General features: G+C 69.5%; 23 protein-coding genes. 16 read left to right on the top strand and 7 right to left on the bottom strand.

Annotation, left to right across the window (positions count from 1 at the left end; genetic code table 11):
* Positions 1–18: 18 nt before the first annotated feature.
* Positions 19–831, bottom strand: a complete 813-nt coding sequence (gene xdhC / locus QM772_RS19055) for a xanthine dehydrogenase accessory protein XdhC (protein ID WP_415139320.1) — start codon at positions 829–831, stop codon at positions 19–21.
* A gap of 40 nt (positions 832–871) precedes the next feature.
* Positions 872–1,225: a hydroxyisourate hydrolase gene (uraH, locus tag QM772_RS19050; RefSeq protein WP_415139318.1), complete on the bottom strand. Its 354-nt coding sequence runs from the start codon at positions 1,223–1,225 to the stop codon at positions 872–874.
* Between the two features lie 71 nt (positions 1,226–1,296).
* On the opposite strand from uraH (QM772_RS19050), the gene QM772_RS19045 reads away from it, so the two are divergent.
* The 5 genes from QM772_RS19045 (at position 1,297) to QM772_RS19025 (ending at position 7,676) form a co-directional block, all read left to right on the top strand.
* Positions 1,297–1,971, top strand: a complete 675-nt coding sequence (locus QM772_RS19045; protein WP_415139316.1) for a GntR family transcriptional regulator — start codon at positions 1,297–1,299, stop codon at positions 1,969–1,971.
* A 29-nt stretch (positions 1,972–2,000) separates the two neighbouring features.
* The gene (gene puuE, locus QM772_RS19040; protein WP_415139314.1) at positions 2,001–2,966 is read left to right on the top strand and encodes an allantoinase PuuE; all 966 of its coding nucleotides are present in this window, start codon (positions 2,001–2,003) and stop codon (positions 2,964–2,966) included.
* A gap of 79 nt (positions 2,967–3,045) precedes the next feature.
* Positions 3,046–4,821 carry a 2-oxo-4-hydroxy-4-carboxy-5-ureidoimidazoline decarboxylase gene (gene uraD, locus QM772_RS19035; RefSeq protein WP_415139312.1) on the top strand — a complete coding sequence of 592 codons (1,776 nt, stop codon included), beginning with the start codon at positions 3,046–3,048 and terminating at the stop codon, positions 4,819–4,821.
* A 54-nt stretch (positions 4,822–4,875) separates the two neighbouring features.
* Positions 4,876–6,120, top strand: coding sequence for a M20 family metallopeptidase (locus tag QM772_RS19030; protein ID WP_415139310.1), 1,245 nt, complete (start codon positions 4,876–4,878; stop codon positions 6,118–6,120).
* Between the two features lie 68 nt (positions 6,121–6,188).
* Positions 6,189–7,676, top strand: coding sequence for a nucleobase:cation symporter-2 family protein (locus tag QM772_RS19025; RefSeq protein ID WP_415139308.1), 1,488 nt, complete (start codon positions 6,189–6,191; stop codon positions 7,674–7,676).
* Positions 7,677–7,691: 15 nt separating this feature from the next.
* On the opposite strand, the gene uraH (QM772_RS19020) is transcribed toward QM772_RS19025, so the two are convergent.
* Positions 7,692–8,042 carry a hydroxyisourate hydrolase gene (gene uraH / locus QM772_RS19020; protein WP_415139306.1) on the bottom strand — a complete coding sequence of 117 codons (351 nt, stop codon included), beginning with the start codon at positions 8,040–8,042 and terminating at the stop codon, positions 7,692–7,694.
* Between the two features lie 417 nt (positions 8,043–8,459).
* Here uraH (QM772_RS19020) and QM772_RS19015 point away from each other — a divergent pair, with 417 nt between their 5' ends.
* The 10 genes from QM772_RS19015 (at position 8,460) to QM772_RS18970 (ending at position 21,068) form a co-directional block, all read left to right on the top strand.
* The gene (locus QM772_RS19015) at positions 8,460–9,662 is read left to right on the top strand and encodes a urate hydroxylase PuuD (protein ID WP_415139304.1); all 1,203 of its coding nucleotides are present in this window, start codon (positions 8,460–8,462) and stop codon (positions 9,660–9,662) included.
* Positions 9,663–9,705: 43 nt separating this feature from the next.
* Positions 9,706–11,208 (top strand): nucleobase:cation symporter-2 family protein, encoded by a 1,503-nt coding sequence (locus tag QM772_RS19010; RefSeq protein ID WP_415139302.1) that lies wholly within the window; start codon positions 9,706–9,708, stop codon positions 11,206–11,208.
* 204 nt (positions 11,209–11,412) lie between these two features.
* Positions 11,413–13,203, top strand: coding sequence for a nitrite/sulfite reductase (locus QM772_RS19005; RefSeq protein WP_415139300.1), 1,791 nt, complete (start codon positions 11,413–11,415; stop codon positions 13,201–13,203).
* Between the two features lie 5 nt (positions 13,204–13,208).
* Entirely contained in the window at positions 13,209–13,616 is a 408-nt protein-coding gene (locus tag QM772_RS19000; RefSeq protein ID WP_415139298.1) for a DUF934 domain-containing protein, read from the top strand.
* Positions 13,613–14,227, top strand: a complete 615-nt coding sequence (locus tag QM772_RS18995; protein WP_415139296.1) for a phosphoadenosine phosphosulfate reductase family protein — start codon at positions 13,613–13,615, stop codon at positions 14,225–14,227. Before QM772_RS19000 ends, QM772_RS18995 begins: the two co-directional genes overlap by 4 nt.
* Positions 14,228–14,377: 150 nt before the next feature.
* Entirely contained in the window at positions 14,378–15,310 is a 933-nt protein-coding gene (gene cysD / locus QM772_RS18990) for a sulfate adenylyltransferase subunit CysD (RefSeq protein ID WP_415139294.1), read from the top strand.
* The gene (locus QM772_RS18985; RefSeq protein WP_415139292.1) at positions 15,310–16,677 is read left to right on the top strand and encodes a sulfate adenylyltransferase subunit 1; all 1,368 of its coding nucleotides are present in this window, start codon (positions 15,310–15,312) and stop codon (positions 16,675–16,677) included. Before cysD ends, QM772_RS18985 begins: the two co-directional genes overlap by 1 nt.
* 122 nt (positions 16,678–16,799) lie before the next feature.
* Positions 16,800–19,562 carry a cation-translocating P-type ATPase gene (locus QM772_RS18980; RefSeq protein WP_415139290.1) on the top strand — a complete coding sequence of 921 codons (2,763 nt, stop codon included), beginning with the start codon at positions 16,800–16,802 and terminating at the stop codon, positions 19,560–19,562.
* Between the two features lie 29 nt (positions 19,563–19,591).
* Positions 19,592–19,921 (top strand): ferredoxin FdxA, encoded by a 330-nt coding sequence (fdxA, locus tag QM772_RS18975; protein ID WP_415139288.1) that lies wholly within the window; start codon positions 19,592–19,594, stop codon positions 19,919–19,921.
* 73 nt (positions 19,922–19,994) lie between these two features.
* The gene (locus QM772_RS18970) at positions 19,995–21,068 is read left to right on the top strand and encodes an NAD(P)/FAD-dependent oxidoreductase (RefSeq protein ID WP_415139286.1); all 1,074 of its coding nucleotides are present in this window, start codon (positions 19,995–19,997) and stop codon (positions 21,066–21,068) included.
* Here QM772_RS18970 and QM772_RS18965 read toward each other — a convergent pair.
* Together QM772_RS18965 and QM772_RS18960 are read right to left on the bottom strand one after the other, a co-directional pair.
* A complete protein-coding gene (locus QM772_RS18965; protein ID WP_415139284.1) occupies positions 21,039–21,437 on the bottom strand; it encodes a hypothetical protein in 399 nt (132 codons plus the stop codon). The two genes, QM772_RS18970 and QM772_RS18965, sit on opposite strands and share 30 nt — an antisense overlap.
* A complete protein-coding gene (locus tag QM772_RS18960) occupies positions 21,434–21,745 on the bottom strand; it encodes a hypothetical protein (RefSeq protein WP_415139282.1) in 312 nt (103 codons plus the stop codon). The genes QM772_RS18965 and QM772_RS18960 overlap by 4 nt, the downstream gene beginning before the upstream one ends.
* A 117-nt stretch (positions 21,746–21,862) precedes the next feature.
* Here QM772_RS18960 and QM772_RS18955 point away from each other — a divergent pair, with 117 nt between their 5' ends.
* Positions 21,863–22,621: a 3-hydroxyacyl-CoA dehydrogenase gene (locus tag QM772_RS18955; protein WP_415139280.1), complete on the top strand. Its 759-nt coding sequence runs from the start codon at positions 21,863–21,865 to the stop codon at positions 22,619–22,621.
* Between the two features lie 84 nt (positions 22,622–22,705).
* Here the strand turns inward: QM772_RS18955 and QM772_RS18950 are convergent, their stop codons facing one another.
* On the bottom strand, positions 22,706–22,945 hold the full coding sequence (locus QM772_RS18950; protein WP_415139278.1) for an FmdB family zinc ribbon protein: 240 nt from the start codon (positions 22,943–22,945) through the stop codon (positions 22,706–22,708).
* Positions 22,946–22,955: 10 nt separating this feature from the next.
* Positions 22,956–24,368: a dihydropyrimidinase gene (gene hydA / locus QM772_RS18945; RefSeq protein WP_415139276.1), complete on the bottom strand. Its 1,413-nt coding sequence runs from the start codon at positions 24,366–24,368 to the stop codon at positions 22,956–22,958.
* Positions 24,369–24,375 lie beyond the last annotated feature (7 nt).

The raw sequence follows: 24,375 nt of genomic DNA, 5'->3' as shown, positions 1-24,375 counted from the left end.
ACCCCGCGGCGAGCGCTTTCATTTCACCGCGCCAACGACCTGCAACAGCTGCGCCACCACCGCCACCGCCACCACCGCCGGCTGCTTGCCGCGGATGCCGGGCACGCCGATGGGGCAGGTCACGCGGTCCATCTCCGCGTCCGCATAGCCGCGCTCGGCCAGCCGGCGGCGGAACACGGCCCACTTGGTGCGGCTGCCGATCAGGCCGATGAAGCCCAGGTCGGCCCGCGCGCGCTGGCGCGCCAGGCAGGCGGCGACGATGTCCAGATCCTCCGCATGGCTGAAGCTCATGATCAGCACCTGGCTGCCGGGCGCCAGGCCGGCCACGGCGCCCTGCACCGGGTCGGAATGCTCGCAGCGCACGTTGGCGGGCACGTCGGGGGGGAACACCTCGTCGCGGCTGTCGATCCAGGTCAGGCTGAACGGCAGCGCCGCCGCCAGCCGCACGACGGCGCTGCCGACGTGGCCGCCGCCGAACAAGGCCAATGGCTGTCCAGCGCGCGCCAGACGGGTGCAGAGCGCTCCTGAATCAGAAGCAGAGACGGCCTCGAAGCGCAGCCACATCACGCCGCCGCAGCACTGCCCCAGGCTGGGCCCCAGCGGGTAGCGGCGCGGTTCGCCGCCCGCCGCGCCGGCCGCCAGCAGCGCGCGCGCATGGGCGACGGCCTGGTGTTCGAGCTGGCCGCCGCCCACGGTGCCGACGACGCGCTCGGCGAACACCGCCATCCAGGCGCCCTGCTCGCGCGGCGCCGAGCCTTCGGTGCGCGCCACCGTCACCAGCACCGCTGGCGCGGCGCGCAGATGGGCCAGGAAGTCGTCGAGTTCGGGCACGGTACGGCGCAGTATGCCGCCCTCCGCCGAAACGCGCCGGTCACGATCCGCGGTAGGTGGAAAAGCTCCACGGACTGGCCAGCAGCGGCACGTGGTAGTGCTGGTCGGTGTGGGCGATGCCGAAGTCCAGGTGCACCACGCCCAGGAACGGCGGCTCGGGCAACTGCACGCCGCGGGCACGGAAGTACGCCGCCACCTCGAAGCTCAGGCGGTAGGTGCCCGGGCGCAGGCTGGCGTTGTCGTACAGCGGGCCGCCGGGGTTGCGGCCGTCGCCGTCGAGGGTGAAGCGCCGCACCAGCGTGGCGGCGTCGCCCTGTGTTTCGTACAGCGCGACCTGCATGCCGGAGGCCGGCGTGCCATGCATGGTGTCGAGAACGTGCGTGCTGAGGCCCATGGATTGCGCTCCTGTGAATTTTGTCCACAGAATTGTATACAATTTAGGGGAATCGATCTATCATCCCGGCCGTGGAGACCTGCAGCAACACCGACCTCATCGTCCAGGCGCTCACCCGCGCCATCGTGGACCACCGGCTCCAGCCCGGCGCCAAGCTGGCCGAGCAGAAGCTGGCCGGCCACTTCGGCGTGTCGCGCACGCTGGTGCGGCAGGCGCTGTTCCAGCTCTCGCAGAAGCGCCTGGTCACGCTGGAGCCGGCGCGCGGCGCCTTCGTCGCCAGCCCGTCGGCCAGCGAGGCGCGCCAGGTGTTCGCCGTGCGCCGCATGCTGGAGGTGGAGCTGACGCGCGCCTTCGTGCGCGCCGCCACGCCGGCCGACATCGCCGCGCTGCGCGAACACGTGGCCGCCGAGCAGGCCGCCGTGGCGCGCGAGGACGTGGCCGGCCGCGCCGAGTTGCTGGGCGACTTCCACGTGCGCATGGCCGAGCTGCTGGGCAACGAGGTGCTGGCGCAGGTGCTGCGCGAGCTGCTGGCGCGCTGCGCCGTCGCCACGCTGGTGTACCAGTCCAGCCACGCCGCGCACGACTCGTCGGCCGAGCACGCCGCGCTGGTGGAATGCTTCGCGCAGGGCAACGTGACGCAGGCCGTCAAGCTGATGCGCGAGCACCTGGACCACGTGGAGGCCGGCCTCAACCTCGACCGCCCCGCCCCCAGTCACGACGTCGAATCGGCCCTGGCGCTTGCCTGACGAGCGCTGACAGCTCTCAAATTAATAGTATGTCCCATCTCCCCGTTTACGACGCCACCGCCTCCTACCCACGCGACCTGATCGGCTACGGCCGCGACGTGCCGCACGCCCGCTGGCCGGGCGGCGCCCGCATCGCGGTGCAGTTCGTGCTGAACGCCGAGGAAGGCGGCGAAAACTGCGTGCTGCACGGCGACCCGACCAGCGAGACCTTCCTGTCCGAGCTGGTGACGGCGCAGGCCTACGAGAACCGGCACATGACCATGGAGTCGATGTACGAATACGGCTCGCGAGCGGGCGTGTGGCGCATCTTGCGCGAATTCGAATCACGCGGCCTGCCCATGACGATTTTTGCCGTCGGCATGGCGATGCAGCGCTGTCCAGAGCTGCTCGACACCTTCATGAAGAACGGCTACGAGATCGCCAACCACGGCCTGCGCTGGATCCACTACCAGAACATTCCGGCGAGCTACGAGCGCCGCCACATGGATCTGTCCACCCACGTGCTGCGCGACATGACGGGCGGCCAGTGGCCCCTGGGCTGGTACACCGGCCGCGACAGCCCCAACACGCGCCGCCTGCTGCTGGAGCACGGCGGCTACGAGTACGACAGCGACTACTACGGCGACGACCTGCCCTTCTGGATGAAGGTGGCCCGCGCCGACGGCAGCACGGCGCAGCACCTGGTGGTGCCCTACTCGCTGGACACCAACGACATGCGCTTCGTGCAGGCGCAGGGCTTCAACACCGGCGACCACTTCTTCAACTACCTCAAGGACAGCTTCGACGCGCTGTACGCCGAGGGCGACCCGGACGGCCTGAACGCGCCCAAGATGATGAGCGTGGGCATGCACTGCCGCCTGCTGGGCAAGCCCGGCCGCATCGGCGCACTGCGGCGCTTCCTGGACTACGTGCAGGGGCACGAGCAGGTGTGGATCTGCCGCCGCATCGACATCGCGCGCCACTGGGCGCAGCATTTTCCGGCGCCCGCCTTGTAAGAGGATTCACAGGCAAATCGGCCCCCGGTGCTTGCGCGGCAAGCGTCAAACGCTATCATTTCGATAGGAATCATATCCCATGGCATACACCCTCGCCCAACTCAACGCCGCCACGCCCGAGCAGGCGCTGGCCATGCTCGACGGCCTGTACGAGCACACGCCCTGGATCGCCGCCGAGGCGCTGAAACAGCGCCCCTTCAAGTCGCTGGCTCAGCTCAAGCACGCCATGGCCGAGGTGCTGGCGCGCGCCGACGCCGACGCGCAGCTCGCCCTGATCCGCGCCCACCCCGAGCTGGCGGGCAAGGCGATGGAGGCCGGCACGCTCACCGCCGAATCCACGCACGAGCAAGGCAAGGCCGGCCTGACCGACTGCACGCCCGAGGAGCTGGCCCACATCCAGCGGCTCAACGCCGACTACGGCGCGCGCTTCGGCTTCCCCTTCGTGCTGGCCGTGCGCGGCGCGCGCGGCGCCGGGCTGAACAAGGCGCAGATCATCGACACCTTCGAGCGCCGGCTTGGCAACCACCCCGGCTTCGAGCGCGCCGAGGCGCTGCGCAACATCCACCGCATCGCCGAGATCCGGCTGGCCGACAAGTTCGGCGCCGAGCCGCTGCTCGGCAACGACGTGTGGGACTGGCACGAGAAGCTGGCCCGGCACAGCGACCCCGGCTTCGCCGAGCTGGGCCAGCTCACCGTCACCTACCTGACCGACGCGCACCGCGCCTGCGCGCAGCGCATCAGCCAGACCATGCGCGACGCCGGCTTCGACGAGGTGCACATCGATGCGGTGGGCAACGTCGTCGGCCGCTACAAGGCCGACCCGGCCGTGCAGGACGCGAAGGCGCTGATGACCGGCAGCCACTACGACACTGTGCGCAACGGCGGCAAATACGACGGGCGGCTGGGCATCTTCGTGCCCATCGCCTGCGTGCGCGAGCTGGCCCGCGCCGGCCGCCGGCTGCCGTTCGACTTCGAGGTGATCGGCTTCGCCGAAGAGGAAGGCCAGCGCTACAAGGCCACCTTCCTCGGCTCCGGCGCGCTGACGGGCGACTTCGACCCCGCCTGGCTGGACCAGCAGGACGAAAACGGCGTGACCATGCGCCAGGCCATGCAGCACGCCGGCCTGTGCGTGGACGACATCCCCAAACTGAAACGCGCCCCGTCGCGCTACCTCGGCTTCATCGAGGTGCACATCGAGCAGGGCCCGGTGCTGAACGAGCTGAACCTGCCGCTGGGCGTGGTGACCTCCATCAACGGCAGCGTGCGCTTCGTGGGCGAAGTCGTCGGCCAGGCCAGCCACGCCGGCACCACGCCCATGGACCGCCGCCGCGACGCCGCCTGCGCCGCCGCCGAGCTGGCGCTGTATCTGGAGGAGCGCGCCGCGCGGGACGGCGACTCCGTCGCCACCATGGGCATGCTGCACGTGCCCGGCGGCTCCATCAACGTGGTGCCGGGCCGCTGTGCCTTCAGCCTGGACCTGCGCGCACCCACCGACCCGCAGCGCGACGCGCTGGCCGCCGACGTGCTGGCCCGCGCGCGCGCCATCGCCGAACGGCGCGGCGTGCATTTGAAGCTGGAGGAGACCATGCGCGCCGCCGCCGCCCCCAGCACGCCCGACTGGCAGCGCCGCTGGGAGGCCGCCGTGGAGGCGCTCGGCCTGCCCGTGTACCGCATGACCAGCGGCGCCGGCCACGACGCCATGAAGCTGCACGAGGTGATGCCGCAGGCCATGCTGTTCGTGCGCGGCGAGAACGCCGGCATCAGCCACAACCCGCTCGAATCCACCACCAGCGAGGACATGGAGCTGGCGGTGCGCGCGATGCAGCACCTGATCGATTCGCTATCTAAAGAATAGCTGCCTGCGCTTTCCTGGCAAGCCCTGGAGGCCAATTTCATTCGTAAGACGCTCATGGACACCACCACCCGACTCGACGCCTGGATCGACGCCCACTTCGACGAGGAAGTCGCCTTCCTCCAGCAACTGGTGCGCGTGCCCACCGACACCCCGCCCGGCAACAACGCGCCGCACGCCGACCGCACGGCCGATCTGATCGCCGCCTTCGGCTTCGAGGCCGAGAAGCACCCCGTGCCCGAGGCCGAGGTGCGCGCCTACGGCATGCAGAGCATCACCAACCTGATCGTGCGGCGGCGCTACGGCGAAGGCGGCAAAACGATCGCCCTCAACGCCCACGGCGACGTGGTGCCGCCTGGCGAGGGCTGGACGCACGACCCCTATGGCGCGGAAATCAAAGACAGCCAGATGTACGGCCGCGCCACCGCCGTCAGCAAGAGCGACTTCGCGTCGTTCACCTTCGCCGTGCGCGCGCTCGAAGCCGTGGCGAAGCCCGCGCGCGGCGCCATCGAGCTGCACTTCACCTACGACGAGGAATTCGGCGGCGAGCTGGGCCCCGGCTGGCTGCTGAAGCACGGCCTGACCCAGCCCGACCTGATGATCGCCGCCGGCTTCAGCTACGAGGTGGTCACCGCCCACAACGGCTGCCTGCAACTGGAGGTGACGGTGGAAGGCGAGATGAGCCACGCGGCGGTGCCCGACACCGGCTGCGACGCCATCCAGGGCGCGGTGCACATCCTGAGCGCGCTCTACGCGCTGAACGCCGAATACAAGCAGGTCAAGTCCAAGGTGCCCGGCATCACGCACCCCTACCTCAACGTCGGCCGCATCGAAGGCGGCACCAACACCAACGTCGTGCCCGGGAAGGCGGTGTTCAAGCTAGACCGCCGCATGATCCCCGAGGAGAACGCCGCCGAGGTGGAGCAGCGCATCCGCGACACCATCGCCCAGGCGGCCGCCCGCTACGCGCCGCCGCGCGGCAAGGCCGGCCTGCAGGTGAGCGTGCGCCGCCTGCTGCTCGCCAACGCCATGACGCCCCTGCCCGGCAACGCGCCGCTGGTGCAAGCCATCCAGAAGCACGGCGAGGCGGTGTTCGGCGAGCGGCCCGCCGCCGTCGGCACGCCGCTCTACACCGACGTGCGCCTGTACGTGGAGCGCGGCATCCCCGGCGTGATCTACGGCGCCGGCCCGCGCACCGTGCTGGAGAGCCACGCCAAGCGCGCCGACGAGCGCCTGCGGCTGGAAGACCTGCGCCGCGCCACCAAGGTGGTGGCCCGCGCGCTGGCCGAATTGCTACGCTAAAGATAGCTGCTGGCGCTTAGCCAACGGGCGCTGGAGGCCGATTTAACTCATAACACCAGGAGACAAGCATGAGCGCCGCCACCCACCCCATCGACGAGGTCCTGCCCACCGGCAAGCTCATCCCCCTGGGTTTGCAGCACGTGCTGGTGATGTACGCCGGCGCCGTCGCCGTGCCGCTGATCGTGGGCCGCGCGCTCAAGCTCAGCCCGCAGGAAGTGGCCCTGCTGATCTCGGCCGACCTGTTCTGCTGCGGCATCGCCACGCTGATCCAGGCGCTGGGCGCCACCCAGTGGTTCGGCATCAAGCTGCCGGTGATGATGGGCGTGACCTTCGCCGCCGTCGGCCCGATGGTCGCCATCGCCAACACCAGTCCCGGCACCGACGGCGCGCGCATGCTGTTCGGCGCCATCATCGGCGCCGGCGTCATCTCGATCCTGATCGCGCCGCTGGTCAGCCGGCTGCTGCGCTTCTTCCCGCCGGTGGTCACCGGCACCATCATCGCCGTCATCGGCATCAACCTGATGCGCGTGGGCATCAACTGGATCTTCGGCAACCCCGTCGGCCCCACCGCGCCGCTGGTGGTGCCGCAGGAGCACAGCGAATGGCTGAGCGGGCTGCGCAGCGCCGCCGCCGCCGGCACGCCGGGCTTCCCGCCCGTGCCACAGGGCCTGGCGCTGGCGCCGACCGAGCCCAACCCGCGCTACGCCCCGCTCTCGGGCCTGGCCGTGTCGGCGGTGGTGATGGCCACCATCCTGCTGGTGGCCAAGTTCGCCAAGGGCTTTCTCGCCAACATCTCGGTGCTGGTCGGCATCGTGGTGGGCGGCATCGTCGCCACCGCGGCCGGCATGATGAACTTCGACAAGGTCGGCCAGGCCGCCTGGGTGGACGTGGTGCTGCCCTTCCACTTCGGCGTGCCGGTCTTCGAGCCGGTGATGGTGCTGACCATGACGCTGATCATGGTCGTGGTGATGATCGAGTCCACCGGCATGTTCCTGGCCCTGGGCGAGATGACCGACCGCAAAATCGACCAGCCCGCCCTCGCCCGCGGCCTGCGCACCGACGGGCTGGGCACGCTGATCGGCGGCATCTTCAACACCTTCCCCTACACCAGCTTCTCGCAGAACGTGGGCCTGGTCGCCGTCACCGGCGTCAAGAGCCGCTGGGTGTGCGTGGCGGCGGGCGCGATCCTGCTGGTGCTGGGCCTGCTGCCCAAGATGGCGGCGCTGGTCGAATCGCTGCCCACCGTGGTGCTGGGCGGCGCCGGCATCGTGATGTTCGGCATGGTGGCGGCCACGGGCATCCGCATCCTGGGCGGCGTGGACTTCAAGCACAACCGCCACAACGCGCTGATCGTGGCCATCTCCATCGGCGTCGGCATGATCCCGCTGGTGGCGCCGCGCTACTCGCAGTGGATGCCGCACGCCATCCACCCGCTGATCGAGTCGGGCATTCTGCTGGCCTCCATCGCCGCCGTGCTGCTCAACCTGTACTTCAACGGCGCGCGTGGCGACAGCCGCGGCGCCATCGAAGCCGCCAAGCAGGCCGAGGCGCATTGACGGGCTGCCGCGCCCTCACGAACCCCGGTAGGTGGCGTAGCTCCACGGGCTGACCAGCAGCGGCACGTGGTAGTGCTCGTCGGTGTGCGCGATGCCGAAGTCCAGGCTCACCAGGTTCAGGAAGTTCGGCTCGGGCAGGACCACGTTGCGGGACTTGAAGTACCCGCCGACGTCGAAGGTGAGCCGGTAGGTGCCGGTGCGCAGGCTGGCGTGGTCGAACAGCGGCGCGTCGGTGCGGCCGTCGTGGTTGAGCACCAGGCGCTGCAACAGCGCGGCCTGGCCGCCATCGGTGGCGTACAACTCGACCGCCATGCCGGCCGCGGGGCAGCCGTGCATGGTGTCGAGCACGTGGGTGCTGAGGCCCATGGGTGGTTCTCCTGAATCCTGATAACGCCTGAGCAGTTCTCGTGCCACCGCCGCGGCGGCCTTCCGCGCGCGGCAGCCGTGCAGCCGGCGACTTTTCGGTGCGGCGCATGAATTGGAATGGTGCGCCGCACAAATTTCGAGCACCCGTCCGGATGCTGCGGCAAACGGCGGCGGCGCCCCCGCGCGGCGGCCTTCGAGCGCCTGAAAAGCCAATGGTTCCAAGGGTTTATCGGCATCGGCCGGCTTGCCGAGGCCCAGACATCGCCACTGGCCCGGTTCTTGCGCTGTCCGTGCAGGATTTCACGGAGGAGGCTCCATGACCGTTCATGTCTGCACTTCGTTACAGCAGCCGATGCGTCCTGCCCGCGCCGCCTGAAAACAGATTCCCGAAAAACAACTCCACGCTGAAAGCTCCCCTTGGACTACTACCTCGACTTGGCCAACCTGCTGCTGCGCTGGGTGCACGTGATCACCGCCATCGCGTGGATCGGCGCCTCCTTCTACTTCGTGATGCTCGACAGCAGCCTGACGCCGCCGCAGGACGCCGAATCGAAAGAGCGCGGCGTGAGCGGCGAGCAGTGGTCGGTGCACGGCGGCGGCTTCTACCACGCGCAGAAATACGTGGTCGCGCCGCGCGTGTTCCCCGAGCACCTGCACTGGTCGATGTGGGAGAGCTACAGCACCTGGCTGACCGGCTTCGCGCTGTTCACCGTCTCGTACCTCTACAACGCCAGCAGCTACCTGATCGACAAGAGCAAGATGGACTGGCAGCCCGCCACCGCCGTCGCGGTGGCATTGGCGTTCCTGGTGGTGTTCTGGTTCGCCTACGACGGCATCTGCCGCGCTTTCGGGCGCCGCAAGAACGGCGACGCCATCGTCGGCGCGCTGGTCGCGATCTTCATCGCCTTCGCCACCTGGCTGGCCTGCCTGTGGTTCCCGGGCCGCGCGGCCTTCCTGCTGGTGGGCGCCATGATGGCCACGACGATGAGCGCCAACGTGTTCTTCTGGATCATCCCCGGCCAGCGCCGCAGCGTGGCGGCGCTGCGCGAGGGGCGCCCGGTGGACCCGGCCGACGGCCAGCGCGGCAAGCAGCGCAGCGTGCACAACACCTACTTCACGCTGCCGGTGCTGTTCGCCATGCTGTCCAACCACTACAGCTTCACCTACACGCACCCGCAGAACTGGCTGGTGCTGCTGCTGTGCATGCTGGGCGGCGCGGCCATACGCCAGTTCTTCGTGGCGCGCCACGGCTTCAAGCTGGGCGTGCGGGGCAACCCGCTGGGCTACGCGCTGCTGGGCGTGGCGGCGCTGGGCCTGGGCCTGCTGGGCCTGCGCCCGCCCGCGCCGGAACCCGCGCCCGCCGCCGCGGTCGCCGCGCCGGTCACCTACGCCGAGGTGCACAAGGTGCTGGAAGAGCGCTGCTTCATCTGCCACGGCGAGCAGGTGCAGATGAAGAGCGTGCGCCTGGATACGCCCGAGCACGTGGCCCAGCACGCCCAGGGCATCTACCAGCAGGTCACCGTGGCCAAGACGATGCCGCTGAACAACGCCACCAGCATCACCGACGCCGAGCGCGCCCTCATCGGCCGCTGGTTCCAGGCCGGCGCGACCACCAAGTAACGGCTTTCATCTCATTTCATTTCCACGAAGAAACGGAGTTGCCATGAACCCTTCCCCTCCATCCTCCAATGTTTCACCAGTCGATCAGATGCTCCCCACCGGCCAGCTCGCCGCGCTGGGCCTGCAGCACGTGCTGGTGATGTACGCCGGCGCCGTGGCCGTGCCGCTGATCGTGGGCCGCGCGCTCAAGCTCAGTCCCGACGAGGTGGCGATGCTCATCTCCGCCGACCTGTTCTGCTGCGGCATCGCCACCCTGATCCAGGCCATGGGCGCCACCCAGTGGTTCGGCATCAAGCTGCCGGTGATGATGGGCGTGACCTTCGCCTCGGTGGCGCCCATGGTGGCCATCGCCAACGCCAACCCGGGCCAGGAGGGCGCGCAGCTGCTGTTCGGCTCCATCATCGGGGCGGGCCTGCTGTCGATACTGATCGCGCCGCTCATCAGCCGCATGCTGCGCTTCTTTCCGCCCGTGGTCACGGGCACCATCATCACGGTGATCGGCATCACGCTGATGCGCGTGGGCATCAACTGGATCTTCGGCAACCCCGTCGGCCCCACGGCGCCCGTGGTGCCCAACCCCGAGCACATGAAATGGCTGGAGCTGGCGCAGTCCACCGCCACCGCGCCCGGCTCGCCGCTGCCGCCGCCGCCCACGGGCTTCGTGCCCCGGCCCACGGTGCCCAACCCCAGGTACGGCGACCCGGTCGGCGTGGGCATCTCGACACTGGTGCTGGTGTCGATCCTGCTGATCGTCAAGTACGCCAAGGGCTTCGTGGCCAACATCTCGGTGCTGCTGGGCATCGTCATCGGCGCCGTCGCGGCGACGGCATTGGGTCTGATGACTTTCGAGAAAGTCGGCCACGCGGCGTGGGTGGACGTGGTCGTGCCCTTCCACTTCGGCGTGCCCAAGTTCGATCCGATGCTGATCTTCACCATGACGCTGATCATGGTCGTGGTCATGATCGAATCCACCGGCATGTTCCTGGCCCTGGGCGAGATGACCGGCCGCAAGATCGGCCAGCCCGAAATGGCGCGCGGCCTGCGCACCGACGGGCTGGGCACGTTGATCGGCGGCATCTTCAACACCTTCCCCTACACCAGCTTCTCGCAGAACGTGGGCCTGGTCGCCGTCACCGGCGTCAAGAGCCGCTGGGTGTGCGTGGCGGCGGGCGGCATCATGATCCTGCTGGGCATGCTGCCCAAGATGGCGGCGCTGATCGAGTCGCTGCCCACCGTGGTGCTGGGCGGCGCCGGCATCGTGATGTTCGGCATGGTGGCCTCCACCGGCATCCGCATCCTGTCGGGCGTGGACTTCAAGGGCAACCGGCACAACGCGATGGTCGTCGCGGTGTCGATCGGCATCGGCATGATCCCGCTGGTGGCGCCCGACTTCAAGCAGTGGATGCCGCACGGCCTGCATTCGCTGATCGAATCGGGCATCCTGCTGACCTCGATCACCGCCGTGCTGCTGAACGTGTTCCTCAACGGCGCCGAATACGACGAGGCCGCCGCCATCATGGCGGCCAAGCAGGCCGAGGCGCACTGATCCTCCGCGGCGCCAGCCGGCCTTGCGACAAAGGGACGCCTCGCGCGTCCCTTTTTTTTCGTCCGTCCCCCCCCTGCACTGCCTTTGCTTATGCTCATTCCATCTATATCAACAAAAAACTATTCGTTTGACCTGACATATAGAGGCAGTACATTGCGCGAGTCATTCTGCGGCCCCTGACGATTGCCGCCCCTGGATTTCACGATGTACCAATACACCGATTTCGACAAAGAATTCGTCACGCTGCGCGCCCAGCAGTTCCGCGACCAGTTGGAGCGCTGGCAGCGCGGCGAGCTGACCGACGAGCAACTGCTCCCCCTGCGCCTGCAGAACGGCTGGTACATCCAGCGCTACGCGCCCATGGCCCGCATCGCCGTGCCCTATGGCGAGATCAGCAGCACCCAGCTGCGCATGCTGGCGCACATCGCGCGCGAGTACGACAAGCCCGAGCCCGGGCTGCTGGCCCACGCCCAGGCCACGCAGGACGCGCTGCAGGCCGCCCAGCCCGGCCTGACGCTGGCCGCGGCGCCGCTCCAATACGGCTACGGCCACTTCACCACGCGCACCAACGTGCAGTTCAACTGGATCCCCATCACCAAGGCTGCCGACGTGATGGATCTGCTGGCCAGCGTGGGCATGCACGGCATCCAGACCAGCGGCAATGCCATGCGCAACATCAACTGCGAAGCCTACGAGGGCATCGCGGAAGACAGCATCGCCGACGCGCGGCCCTTCGCCGAGATCCTGCGCCAGTGGAGCACGCTGCACCCCGAGTTCGCCTTCCTGCCGCGCAAGTTCAAGATGTCGCTCAACGGCTCGGCCGAAGACCGCGCCGCCACCGGCTGGTACGACATCGGCCTGCAACTGGTCAGGAACGACGCGGGCGAGCTGGGCTTCGCCGTCAAGGTGGGCGGCGGCATGGGGCGCACGCCCGTCATCGGCACGGTGGTGCGCGAGTTTTTGCCGTGGCACCAGATGCTCAACTACGTCGAGGCCGTGATCCGCGTCTACAACGTCTACGGCCGGCGCGACAACAAGTACAAGGCCCGCATCAAGATCCTGGTGAAGGCCGAGGGCCAGAAGTACATCGACGCGGTGGAGGCCGAGTACAAAGCCATCGTCGAGCAGGACGGCGCGCCCCACACCATCACCCAGGCCGAGCTGGACCGCGTGTCCGCCCACTTCGCGGCGCCTGCACTCCAGCCCGCCAACCTGCCCTCCAGCGTGGACACCAGCGGCCAGCTCTACCAGCGCTGGATTGCGCAGAACGTGCGCGGCCACAAGCTGCCGGGCCTGCGCGCCGTCGCCCTGTCGTTCAAGCGCGTGGGCTTCGCGCCCGGCGATGCCGATGCCGACACCATCGCCGCGCTGGCCCAACTGGCCGACCAGTTCAGCGCGGGCGAGGCGCGCCTGACGCACGAGCAGAACCTGCTGCTGCCCTGGGTGTTCGAGTCCGACCTGCCCGCGCTGTACGAGGCCGCGCGCAAGCTCGGCCTGGCGCAGCCCAACATCGGCCTGCTGACCGACATGATCGCCTGCCCCGGCGGCGACTACTGCGCGTTGGCCAACGCGCGCAGCCTGCCCATCGCCGCCGCCATCACCGAGCGGTATCAAGACCTGGACGAGGTGTTCGACCTCGGCCCCATCGACCTGCACATGAGCGGCTGCATCAACAGTTGCGGCCACCATCACAGCGGCCACATCGGCATCCTGGGCGTCGACAAGGACGGCAAGGAGTGGTACCAGGTCACGCTGGGCGGCGCCGACGGCACCCGCCTCAGCGGCCCGGCGATCCCCGGCAAGGTCGTGGGCCCCTCGTTCTCCGCCGCGGAAGTGCCCGACGTGATCGAGGCCGTGCTGAACGTCTACCGCGAGCTGCGCAACAGCGGCGAGTTCTTCATCGACACCCTGCGCCGCGTGGGCCACGACCCCTTCAAGGCCGCCGCCAACGCCGCGCGCCACCCCAAGCAGGCCGAAGAAGCCGTGACGGAATGATGACTATGAAAATAATAGCTGCCAGCGCAGATCCCACAAGCACAGAGGCCGGAAAAGTCTTGAAGATCGCCAACGACGCCGAACTGCCCGAGATCGCCGCCAGCGGCGCCTTGCAGGGCGTGGAGCGCATCGAACTGGACTTCCCCAAATTCACCGACGGCCGCGCCTTCAGCCAGGCCGTGCTGCTGCGCCGCCGCTACGGCTTTGCGGGCGACCTCCGCGCCACCGGCGACGTGCTGGTCGATCAACTGGTGCAGATGGAGCGCAGCGGCTTCACCAGCGCCGTGCTGGCCGAGGGGCAGAGCCTGGAAACCGCCGAGCGCCAGTTCGCGCGCTACCGCGCCTTCTACCAGGGCGACGCGCTCCAGCCGCGCCCGCTCTTTGCACGTGACGGCGCGCGGGAGGCGGCATGAACCTCGCACAGATCAACGCCGACCTGGGCCGCGACGCGCCCGGCCTGGTGAAGTGGGCGCTGGGCCTGAACCAGCCCAGCATCGTCACCACCAACTTCCGCCCCTACGAGGCCGTGATCCTGCACCTGGTCACACAGGCGCGGCCCGACGTGCCGGTCATCTGGATGGACAACGGCTACAACACCGAGGCCACCTACCGCTACGCCGACGAGGTGACGAAGCTCTTGAAGCTGAACCTGCGCATCTACCTGCCCCTGCGCTCGCGCGCCCACCGCGAGGCGGTCGACGGCCCCGTGCCCGCGCTGGACGACCCGCGCCACGCCGCGTTCACCGCAGAGGTCAAGCTCGAACCCTTCACCCGCGCCCTGCGCGAGACCGCGCCCAAGGTCTGGTTCACCGCCCTGCGCGCCACCGACAGCGCCGTGCGCGCGCAGATGGAGCCGGTCAGCATCAACCCCGACGGCCTCGTCAAGGTCGCGCCGCTGCTGCACTGGTCGTCCAAGGACTTGTACGAATACTGCGAAAAGCACGGCCTGCCCAACAACTTCGACTACGTGGACCCCACCAAGGGCGAAGAGCAGCGCGAATGCGGCCTGCACCTGGCTCACTAGAACACGACTTACGCAAAACGGGTTCAGGCAAGACGCTTGCCCTGCGGAGATGCCGCTTGTGCATCCTTGTTTGCGTAAGTCCTATAGAAAAATGATAGCTGCCAGCGCTTGCCCCATCAGCGCTACAGCCCGATTTGAATGAAAAACCCAATGAATGCCCGCGTTGACACCACCGTGCTCTCCCACCTGAGCAACCAGCACCTCGACGCGCTGGAGGAAGAAACCATCTTCATCCTGCGCGAAGTGGCGGCCGCCTTCGAGCGCCCCGCGCTGCTGTTCTCCGGCGGCAAGGATTCGCTGGTCATGCTGCGCTGCGCCGAGAAAGCCTTCGGCGCGGGCCGCATCCCCTACCCGCTGCTGATGATCGACACGGGCCACAACTTCCCTGAAGTGACGGACTTCCGCGACCTGCGCGCCAAGGAGCTGGGCGCGGAGCTGATCGTGCGCAGCGTCGAGGACTCGATGGCGCGCGGCACCGTGCGCCTGGCCCACCCCGGCGAGTCGCGCAACGTGCACCAGTCCGTCACCCTGCTCGAAGCCATCGAGGAATTCCGCTTCGACGCCCTCATCGGCGGCGCGCGCCGCGACGAGGAAAAGGCCCGCGCCAAGGAGCGCATCTTTTCCCACCGCGACAGCTTCGGCCAATGGCAGCCCAAGGCGCAGCGGCCCGAGCTGTGGACGCTGTTCAACACCCGCCTCGCGCCCGGCGAGCACTTCCGCGTGTTCCCGATCAGCAACTGGACGGAGCTGGACGTGTGGCAGTACATCGACCGAGAGGCCATCGCCCTGCCCAGCCTGTACTACGCGCACCAGCGCGAGGTGGTGGAACGCAAGGGCCTGCTCGTGCCCGTGACCCCGCTCACGCCGCCGAAGGACGGCGAGCAGGTCGTCGTGCGCGACGTGCGCTTCCGCACCGTGGGCGACATCACCTGCACCTGCCCGGTGGCCAGCGATGCCGCCACGCCGGCCGAGATCGTCATCGAGACCCTGGCCGCCGACCTGAGCGAGCGCGGCGCCACCCGCATGGACGACAAGACCTCCGACGCTTCGATGGAAAAGCGCAAGAAAGACGGATACTTCTGATGGAAACTACCGAATTGATAGCTGCCAGCGCTCGCCAGACGGGCGCTGGAGCCCCAAAAGACCATGAATCCGCGCTGCGCTTCATCACCTGCGGCAGCGTCGATGACGGCAAGAGCACGCTGATCGGCCGCCTGCTGGTGGACAGCCGCGCCGTGCTGCAGGACCATCTGGCCGGCATCACCCGCAGCGGCGAGGCCGACCTGGCGCTGCTGACCGACGGCCTCACCGCCGAGCGCGAGCAGGGCATCACCATCGACGTCGCCTACCGCTACTTCAGCACGGAGGCGCGCAAGTTCATCATCGGCGACGCGCCCGGCCACGAGCAGTACACGCGCAACATGGTCACCGCCGCCTCGCAGGCCGATGCCGCCGTGGTGCTGGTGGACGCCACCAAGCTCGACTGGGCCGACCCCGCCCTGGCCCTGCTGCCGCAGACGCGCCGCCACAGCCTGCTGCTGCGGCTGCTGCGCGTGCCCTCCGTCGTGTTCGCCGTCAACAAGCTCGACGCGGTGCAAGACCCCGCGCTCGCCTTCGCCCACATCCGCGGCCAGCTCGCCGCCTTCGCGCAGGCCGCCGGCATCACGGTGGAGGCGACGGTGCCCGTGTCCGCCCTCAAGGGCTGGAACGTGGTCGATCCGGAGGCCGGCTGGGCCGGCTACGACGGCCCCAGCCTGCTGCAACTGCTGGAGCGCCTGCCCGCCATGCCGCGCGAGACCGGGCTGCCGCTGGCCTTTCCGGTGCAGTGGGTGGAAAAATTTTCCTCCTCCGCCGACACCTCGCAAGGCCGCCGCGTCTTCTGGGGCCGCGTGGCCGCCGGCGAACTCGCGCCCGGCACGCCGGTGCAGGTGCTGCCCGGCGGCCAGCCGGCCGTGGTCGCGCAGGTGCTGGACCACGCGCGCCGCCCGCGCAACGTGGCGGCCGGCCACGGCGCCGGCATCGTGCTCGACCGCGAGGTGGACGTCTCCCGCGGCGACTGGATCGTGGCCGCGCCGGCGCCCGCCGCCGATGCTGCCGAGGACGACTTCGACACCCCCGCCGCGCAGCCCGCCTGGCCGCTGGTGCGCGAGCTGTCCGCCACCGTCGCCTGGATGGACGACGAGCCGCTGGTCGCCGGCCGCGTGTACTGGGCGCTGCACGGCCACCGCTGGGTCAAGGCCAAGGTGCGGCGCATCGTGGAGCGGCTGGACATCCACACCCTGGCGCGCCAGGAAGCCACGCAGCTGGAGGCCAACGCCATCGGCCACGTCGAGCTGGTGTTGCAGGAGCCCATCCCCGCCGCGCCGTTCGCGCAGGCGCGCGTGCTGGGCTCGCTGATCCTGGTCGATACCGCCAGCCACAGGACTTCCGGCGCAATCCTGGTGCGCTGAAGGGGAATCGACCGTTGCTTGATCTCGGTCAAGCCCCGGGCACACCCGGCCTGCGGGGTGCGAACCGTTTGATTGCAACATGGTCGCACCGCCTGAAGCATTCGTTCAGGAAACCGCGCCGCATGCCCTTCCCAGCCGACACGACTCCACCCACCCCGCCCCACGCGCTGCCGCCCTCGCACGCGGCCGAAGCCCAGCGCACCGACGTCCGCCACGGCCTGGCCGCCGACGAAGCCGCGCGCCGGCTGGCCGCGCATGGCCCCAACGCCCTGCCCCAGCCGCCCCGGCGCGGCTGGTTGCGGCGCTTCGGCGCGCAGTTCGCCAACGCGCTGATCGGCTTCCTGCTGGTCTCCGCCGCCATCGCCGCCGCGCTGGGGCACTGGATCGACGCCGCCGTGATCGTCGCCGTGGTGCTGGTCAACGCCATCGTCGGCGTGCTGCAAGAAGGCAAGGCCGAGGCCGCCATGAACGCGCTGCACGACATGCTCACCCCGCACGCGCGCGTGGTGCGCAATGGCGCGCAGCAGGTGGTGGACGTGGCCAGCCTGGTGCCCGGCGACGTGGTGCTGCTGGAGGCCGGCGACCGCGTGCCGGCCGACCTGCGCCTGGTTCATGCCCACGCCCTGCGCATCGACGAGGCGCTGCTCACCGGCGAATCGGTGGCGGCCGAGAAATCCACCGCCGCCGTCGCCGCCGACGCACCGCTGGGCGACCGCGCCGGCATGGCCTTCTCGGGCACGCTGGTGGCCGCCGGGCTGGGGCGCGGCGTGGTCACCGCCACCGGTCTGGGCACCGAGATCGGCCGCATCAGCGCGCTGCTGGGCGGCATCGCCCCGCTCACCACGCCGCTGCTGCGGCAGGTCAACCGCTTCGGGCGCCAGCTCACGGCCAGCGCGCTGGTGGTGGCGGTGCTGCTGTTCCTGTTCGCGGTGCTGGTGCGCGGGTACGCCTGGGTGGACGCCTTCATCACCGTGGTGGCGCTGGCCGTGAGCTTCGTGCCCGAGGGGCTGCCGGCGGTGATCACCATCACCCTGGCCATCGGCGTGCAGCGCATGGCCGCGCGCCAGGCCATCGTGCGCCAGCTGCCGGCGGTGGAGACGCTGGGCGCCACCAGCGTCATCTGCTCCGACAAGACCGGCACGCTGACGCGCAACGAGATGACCTGCCGGCGCCTGGTCACCGCGGGCGGCGAATGCCTGGCCAGCGGCGCCGGCTACGCGCCCGTGGGCACGCTGGAACGCGTGGGCGGCGGCGAGCCCGGCGGCGACGCGCGCATGCTGGCGCGCGTCGGCCTGCTGTGCAACGACGCCGCGCTGGCCGAGAGCGACGACCAGTGGCACGTCACCGGCGACCCGATGGAAGGCGCCCTGCTGGCGCTGGCGATCAAGGCCGGCCTGAATCCGCAGGCCGAGCACGCGGCGCACCCGCGGTCGGACGTGGTGCCCTTCGACGCCGCCCACCGCTACATGGCCACGCTGCACGCGCTGCCCGGCGGCGGCGCGCTGCTGATGGTCAAAGGCGCGCCCGAGCGCGTGCTGGCCATGTGCACCGGCGTGCTGCTGGAAGGCGGCGCCACCAGCCCGCTGGCCAAGGCCGACTGGCTGGCCCGCATCGATCAGGTCGCCGCCGGCGGCGAGCGCGTGCTGGGCTTCGCCTACCGGCACCTGCCGCAGCCGGTGGAGCGCATCGACGCGGCGCCGCCGAGCGGGCTGACGCTGGCCGGGCTGATCGGCTTCATCGACCCGCCGCGCCCCGAAGCCGTGGCCGCCGTGGCCGACTGCCGCGGCGCCGGCATCGCCGTGAAGATGATCACCGGCGACCACGCCGCCACCGCGCGCGCCATCGCCGCGCAGCTGGGGCTGGCGCCCGATCCGGTGGTGGTCACCGGCGCCGAGCTGGACCAGGTGGACGACGCCGCGCTGCCGGCGCTGGCGCAGCGCGCCCAGGTGTTCGCGCGCACCAGCCCGGAGCACAAGCTGCGCGTGGTGCGCGCGCTGCAAAGCCAGGGCGCGGTGGTCGCCATGACGGGCGACGGCGTGAACGACGCGCCCTCGCTCAAGCAGGCCGACGTCGGCATCGCCATGGGCCAGAAAGGCACCGAGGCGGCCAAGGAAGCGGCGCAGATCGTGCTGGCCGACGACGACTTCGCCTCCATCGTCGCCGCCGTGAGCGAAGGGCGCGTGGTCTACGACAACATCCGCAAGGTGCTGGCCTGGACGCTGGCCACCAACGGCGGCGAAGTGATGGCGGTGGCCAGCGCCCTGGTGCTGGGGCTGACACTGCCGCTGACCACCGCGCAGGTGCTGTGGATCAACATGGCGCTGACCATCACGCTCGGGCTGGTGCTGGCCTTCGAGCCGCCCGAGGACGGCGTCATGCGCCGCCCGCCGCGCCCGGCGCGCGCGCCGCTGCTCAGCCCCTTCATGGTGTGGCGGCTGGCGCTGGTGTCGGTGCTGTTCGCGCTGGCCATCCACTTCGTCATGGCCTGGGGCCAGGCGCGCGGGCTGGCGCTGGAGGCCACGCGCACCCTGGTGGTCAACGCCCTGTGCGCGCTGGAGGTGGGCTACCTGTTCTCGGTGCGCTACCTGCACGCCAGCTCGCTCACCTGGCGCGGCGCGCGCGGAACGCCGGCCGTGTTCCACGCCATCCTGGCGGTGCTGGTGCTGCAACTGGCCTTCACCTACACGCCATGGATGCAGGCGCTGTTCGACACCCGCGCGCTGCCGCTGTCCGACCTGCTGCTGGCGCCCGTCCTGGGCGCGACCGTGATGCTGCTGCTGGAGGGCGAGAAGGCGCTGATGCGCCGCCTGGGCTGGTTCGACGAACTGCGCGGCGCCGAGCAACCCTTGGCCGCGCAGGGCGGCTGCGCTAGCACGTCCGGCTGAAGATAAAATTCATCGTTTACACCAAGATCATGACCCACGTCGTCACCGAAAACTGCATCCGCTGCAAATACACCGATTGCGTGGACGTGTGCCCCGTCGATTGCTTCAAGGAAGGCCCCAACTTCCTCACCATCGACCCGGACGAATGCATCGACTGCGCGGTGTGCATCCCCGAATGCCCGGCCAACGCCATCTTCGCCGAGGAAGACCTGCCGCGCGGCCAGGAGCACATGATCGAGATCAACGCCGAACTGGCCCGCTCGCCCAACTTCAAGACCCTGACCAAGCGCAAGGAATCGCTGCCCGATGCCGACGACTGGAACGGCAAGCCGGACAAGCTGCAATACCTGGAGCGTTGACCGTTTTTTAAGACAAATCGGCGGCTGACGCAGGCGGGGCTTGCGCCAGCCGCTCTTTTTTTCATAGCTCAGCATGACCACCGAGCCCGTCATCGAAACCGACGCCGCCATCATCGGCGCGGGCCCAGTGGGGCTGTTCCAGGTGTTCCAGCTCGGGCTGCTGGAGATCAAGGCGCACGTCATCGACGCCCTGCCCCACCCCGGCGGCCAGCCGGCCGAGCTGTACGCCGACAAGCCGATCTACGACATCCCCGCCATCCCCGTGTGCAGCGGGCGCGAGCTGACCGACGCGCTGATGCGGCAGATCGCCCCCTTCGCGCCCACTTTCCACCTGGGCCAGCAGGTGAACACGTTGCAGCGCCAGCCCGACGGCCGCTGGCGCCTGGGCACCGACCGCGGCCTCGCGCTGCTGGCGCGCACGGTGTTCATCGCCGCCGGCGTGGGCGCCTTCCAGCCCAGGCGGCTGAAGCTGGCCGGCATCGAGGCTTTCGAGCACCGGCAACTGTTCCACGGCGTGGATGACCCCGCGCGCTTCGCCGGTCAGCGGCTGGTGGTCGCCGGCGGCGGTGATTCGGCGCTGGACTGGGCCATCCACTTCGCCACGCTGGCCGAACACGCGCCCGCCAGCGTGACCCTGCTGCACCGGCGCGATGGCTTCCAGGCCGCGCCCCCCAGCGTGGCGCGCCTGCGCGCGCTGGCGGGCGCGGGGCGCCTGGCCTTCATCGTCGGGCAGCCCAGCGGCTTCACGCAGGTTGACGGCCGCATGACGGCGCTCCAGATCACCGGCCCCGACGGCGCCGAGGCGCCGCTGCCGCTGGACGCGCTGCTGGTCTTCCACGGCTTCGGCCCCAAGCTCGGCCCCGTCGCCGACTGGCAGCTGGCGCTGGAGCGCAAGCAACTGGTGGTGGACACCGAGAAGTTCCAGACCAGCGCGCCCGGCATCTTCGCCGTGGGCGACATCAACACCTACCCGGGCAAGAAGAAGCTGATCCTGTGCGGCTTTCACGAGGCCACGCTGGCGGCCTACGCGGCGCAGGCCCTCGTCGCCCCGGATCGGCCGCTGCCGTTCCAGTACACCACCAGCAGCACGCGGCTGCACCGCCTGCTGGGCGTCGAGTCAGTCCCCGACGGCGGCGACGCGGGCTGAGCGCTCCTGCGCCGTCGGCGGCACGCGCGTGCAGTCGCTGCCCGTCAGGCGGCACTGTCCCTCGTCGCCGCGCCAGGGGTGGGCGTGGCTGGCGCAGCCGGTCTGGCAGAGCACGTCGGTGGCGCTCGGCGGTGCCTCGTCAACCTGCCGGACAACGCGCGACGGCACCGGCGCCAGGCTGGGCCAGCCCAGGCCCCACAGCATCTGCGTGGTGGCCACGATCCAGCGCGCGCGCCACTGCATCAGCTCGGTCTCCAGCGCGGCGCAGCGCTGCTGCTGGTCGCCCATCTGGCGGCTGACGCGCGCCTGCACGCCGGCCCAATGCCGCAGCAGGGCGCCGTGCTCAGCCAGCAGCTCGCTGGAACTCATTGCAGCGTCGCCGGGCTGCGCAGCCACAGTGCCCGTTCGGGCAGCACGGGGGCATCGGCCAACTGTTCGTGCGCCACGCCCTGCCAGTGCACCACCAGGCGCGCCAGCATCTGGCGCATGGGGTCGCTGAGGCTCGGGTGGTCGGCGAGCAGGCCCAGGTTGGCGACGATCTTGGCCGCCATCGGCCCCACGCTGTCGCCGCCGGGCGCCGCCTGCGCCACGCCCGTCATCAGCGCCAGCGTACCGGCCAGCAGCGCCTCGACGCCGGGCAGCGCGTATTCCTCGTCGGGGCGGGCTTCGGTGCGCATGGGAGACTTTCACGGTGGATCGGATGCCGCCAGTATATGCGAGTAATTCTCAATTACAAGCCACTCCGGACACGGAGTTGTTACGATCACCGGCACCACACCGAGGAGAACGAGCTCATGCAGATCAAGGACAAGGTTTTCATCGTCACCGGCGGCGCATCCGGACTGGGCGAGGGCACCGCGCGCATGCTGGCCGCCGAAGGCGGCCGGGTGGTCATCGCCGACATGCAGGCTGAAAAGGGCGAGGCTGTGGCCCAGGAAATCGGCGGCGCCTTCGTCAAGTGCGACGTGAGCAGCGAGGCCGATGGCCAGGCAGCGGTGGCCCAGGCGACGTCGCTGGGCAGGCTGATGGGCCTCGTCAACTGCGCCGGCATTGCCCCGGCGGAGAAAACGGTGGGCAAGAGCGGCGCGCACAAGCTGGACCTGTTCGCCAAGACCATCATGGTCAACCTGGTGGGCACCTTCAACATGATCCGGCTGGCAGCCGAGGCGATGACCCAGAACGAACCCGAGAGCACCGGCGAGCGCGGCGTGCTGATCAGCACCGCCAGCGTGGCGGCCTACGACGGCCAGATCGGCCAGGCCGCCTACAGCGCCAGCAAGGGCGGCGTGGTCGGCATGACGCTGCCGATCGCGCGCGACCTGGCCAAGAGCGGCATCCGCAACATGACGATCGCGCCGGGCATCTTCGGCACGCCCATGCTGTTCGGCATGCCCCAGGCCGTGCAGGACGCGCTGGCCGCCGGCGTGCCCTTCCCCAGCCGCCTGGGCACGCCGGCCGACTATGCCAAGCTGGTCAAGCACATCATCGAGAACGACATGCTCAACGGCGAGGTGATCCGGCTCGACGGTGCGATCCGCATGGCGCCCAAATGAACAGGCCCCGGCGGCGGAAACCGGCCTGCCGCGACCGGGGTTTATGACCTTTGCCTGACAGCGGCCGCTCGCCGCGTTGGCCGGCTAACCGGGCGGCGAGGCCTGGCAGCAGGCGCAGCCCGAGGCATGGCTCAAGCGCTGATAGCCACCGTCCGCCGGCCCTCGCCGGCGCCGCGCCGCGTTTCCCAGGACGGCCGGCGCCGTCGGCGCACGCGGCGACGAGGCGCCGCAGCCAGGGCATGGCGCCGGCTGGTCGAACGCCCGCAGCGGCCGTGACGCGCTGAATCTTCCGCAGCGCTCGCAGGCATGGTCGTACAGCGGCATCCCGGGGCCCTCACCAGCCGCCGGATTCGCCGCGCGCCACGAACTGCCCGGCCCCGGTGCGTCCCAGCCATGCGCTCCCGTCGACGATGAGTTCCCCGCGCAAAAACACCTTTCGCACCGTGCCCGTGACCTCGCGGCCCTCAAACAGCGTGAAATCACAGTTGCCATGCTGGGTCGCGGCGGTGATCACGTGCGGGAGGCCGGCATCGAACAGCACGATGTCGGCATCGCTGCCCACCGCGATGGTGCCCTTGCGCGGATAGAGGCCGAAGAGCTTGGCCGGCGCCGTGGCCGTGAGCTCCACCATGCGGTTGAGCGAGATGCGCCTTGTGCGCACCCCGCCGTCGTGAACGGTGGTCAGGCGCGTCTCCACACCCGGGATGCCGTTGGGGATCTTCGAGAAGTCATCGCGGCCATAGGGCTTCTGCCTGACCCGGCCCAGATGTCCTTCCTTCATGCAGAAAGGACAGTGGTCGGTGGAGATCAGTTGCAGGTCGTCCGTCCGCAGGGCGGTCCAGAGCGCGTCCTGCGCCTCCTTGGAACGCAGCGGCGGGCTCATCACGTAGCGCGCCAGGTCGAAGTCCTCGCCGTCGTACACGCTTTCATCGAAGAACAGATAGTGCGGGCAGGTTTCGGCGAAGACCGGCACGCCCAAGTCGCGCGCCTCGACCACCTGCTTGAGCGCCTCCTTGGCCGAGAGGTGGACGAAATACACCGGCGCCTGCGCCAGCTCCGCCAGCTTGATGCCACGGTGAGTGGCCTCGCCTTCCAGTATGGCCGGACGCGTCAGCGCGTGGTACTTGGGCGCCGTGTGCCCCTGCGCCAGGGCTTCCTGGATCAAAAGCTCGATGATGGTGCCGTTCTCGGCATGCAGCGCGATCATCCCGCCGTGCTGGCCGACCATGCGCATGGCCTGGAAAATCGCCGCGTCGTCCACCATCACGGACCCCGGATAGGCCATGAACATCTTGAAGCTGGATACGCCCTCGTGGCGGATCGCATGCTGCATGTCCGCCAGCGTCTGCTGATCGACCGATGTCACGATCACGTGGAAACCATAGTCGATGCAGGCGCCTTCGCTGCCTTTGGCCTGCGCGCGTTCGATGGCTTCGAGCACCCTGACGTCCCGCCGCTGGAAAGCGAAATCCACGATGGTGGTGGTTCCTCCGAAGGCCGCGGAACGAGTGCCGGATTCGAAGCTGTCGCAGGTCGTCGAGTCGCCGAAAGTGTTGTCCATGTGCGTGTGGCAATCCACGCCGCCGGGCAGCACCATGAGGCCGCTCGCGTCGATCGATTCGGTGTCGGGGCCCACGGAAAGATGGCGGCCGATGGCGACGATCCGGCCGTCCTCGATGAGAATATCCGCCACATAGTCGTCGATGGCGGTCACGATGCGGCCGTTGCGGATGATCTTGCGTGACATGGATGGG

This window comes from Ottowia sp. (genome assembly GCF_047601385.1).
Taxonomy (GTDB): Bacteria; Pseudomonadota; Gammaproteobacteria; order Burkholderiales; family Burkholderiaceae_C; genus Ottowia.
The sequence above is the reverse complement of the archived record's forward strand: the minus strand, read 5'-3'. Positions and strand labels throughout refer to the sequence as shown.

Coding starts and splice junctions, on each gene's coding strand:
- QM772_RS19030 (WP_415139310.1), top strand. CDS start 4,876: ATGGACACCACCACCCGACTCGACGCCTGGATCGACGCCCACTTCGAC.
- QM772_RS18995 (WP_415139296.1), top strand. CDS start 13,613: ATGAACCTCGCACAGATCAACGCCGACCTGGGCCGCGACGCGCCCGGC.
- QM772_RS19005 (WP_415139300.1), top strand. CDS start 11,413: ATGTACCAATACACCGATTTCGACAAAGAATTCGTCACGCTGCGCGCC.
- QM772_RS18970 (WP_415139286.1), top strand. CDS start 19,995: ATGACCACCGAGCCCGTCATCGAAACCGACGCCGCCATCATCGGCGCG.
- hydA (WP_415139276.1), bottom strand. CDS start 24,368: ATGTCACGCAAGATCATCCGCAACGGCCGCATCGTGACCGCCATCGAC.
- fdxA (WP_415139288.1), top strand. CDS start 19,592: ATGACCCACGTCGTCACCGAAAACTGCATCCGCTGCAAATACACCGAT.
- QM772_RS19025 (WP_415139308.1), top strand. CDS start 6,189: ATGAGCGCCGCCACCCACCCCATCGACGAGGTCCTGCCCACCGGCAAG.
- uraD (WP_415139312.1), top strand. CDS start 3,046: ATGGCATACACCCTCGCCCAACTCAACGCCGCCACGCCCGAGCAGGCG.
- uraH (WP_415139306.1), bottom strand. CDS start 8,042: ATGGGCCTCAGCACCCACGTGCTCGACACCATGCACGGCTGCCCCGCG.
- QM772_RS18955 (WP_415139280.1), top strand. CDS start 21,863: ATGCAGATCAAGGACAAGGTTTTCATCGTCACCGGCGGCGCATCCGGA.
- puuE (WP_415139314.1), top strand. CDS start 2,001: ATGTCCCATCTCCCCGTTTACGACGCCACCGCCTCCTACCCACGCGAC.
- QM772_RS19010 (WP_415139302.1), top strand. CDS start 9,706: ATGAACCCTTCCCCTCCATCCTCCAATGTTTCACCAGTCGATCAGATG.
- QM772_RS18960 (WP_415139282.1), bottom strand. CDS start 21,745: ATGCGCACCGAAGCCCGCCCCGACGAGGAATACGCGCTGCCCGGCGTC.
- QM772_RS18950 (WP_415139278.1), bottom strand. CDS start 22,945: ATGCCGCTGTACGACCATGCCTGCGAGCGCTGCGGAAGATTCAGCGCG.
- QM772_RS18985 (WP_415139292.1), top strand. CDS start 15,310: ATGGAAACTACCGAATTGATAGCTGCCAGCGCTCGCCAGACGGGCGCT.
- uraH (WP_415139318.1), bottom strand. CDS start 1,225: ATGGGCCTCAGCACGCACGTTCTCGACACCATGCATGGCACGCCGGCC.
- QM772_RS18980 (WP_415139290.1), top strand. CDS start 16,800: ATGCCCTTCCCAGCCGACACGACTCCACCCACCCCGCCCCACGCGCTG.
- cysD (WP_415139294.1), top strand. CDS start 14,378: ATGAATGCCCGCGTTGACACCACCGTGCTCTCCCACCTGAGCAACCAG.
- QM772_RS18965 (WP_415139284.1), bottom strand. CDS start 21,437: ATGAGTTCCAGCGAGCTGCTGGCTGAGCACGGCGCCCTGCTGCGGCAT.
- QM772_RS19000 (WP_415139298.1), top strand. CDS start 13,209: ATGAAAATAATAGCTGCCAGCGCAGATCCCACAAGCACAGAGGCCGGA.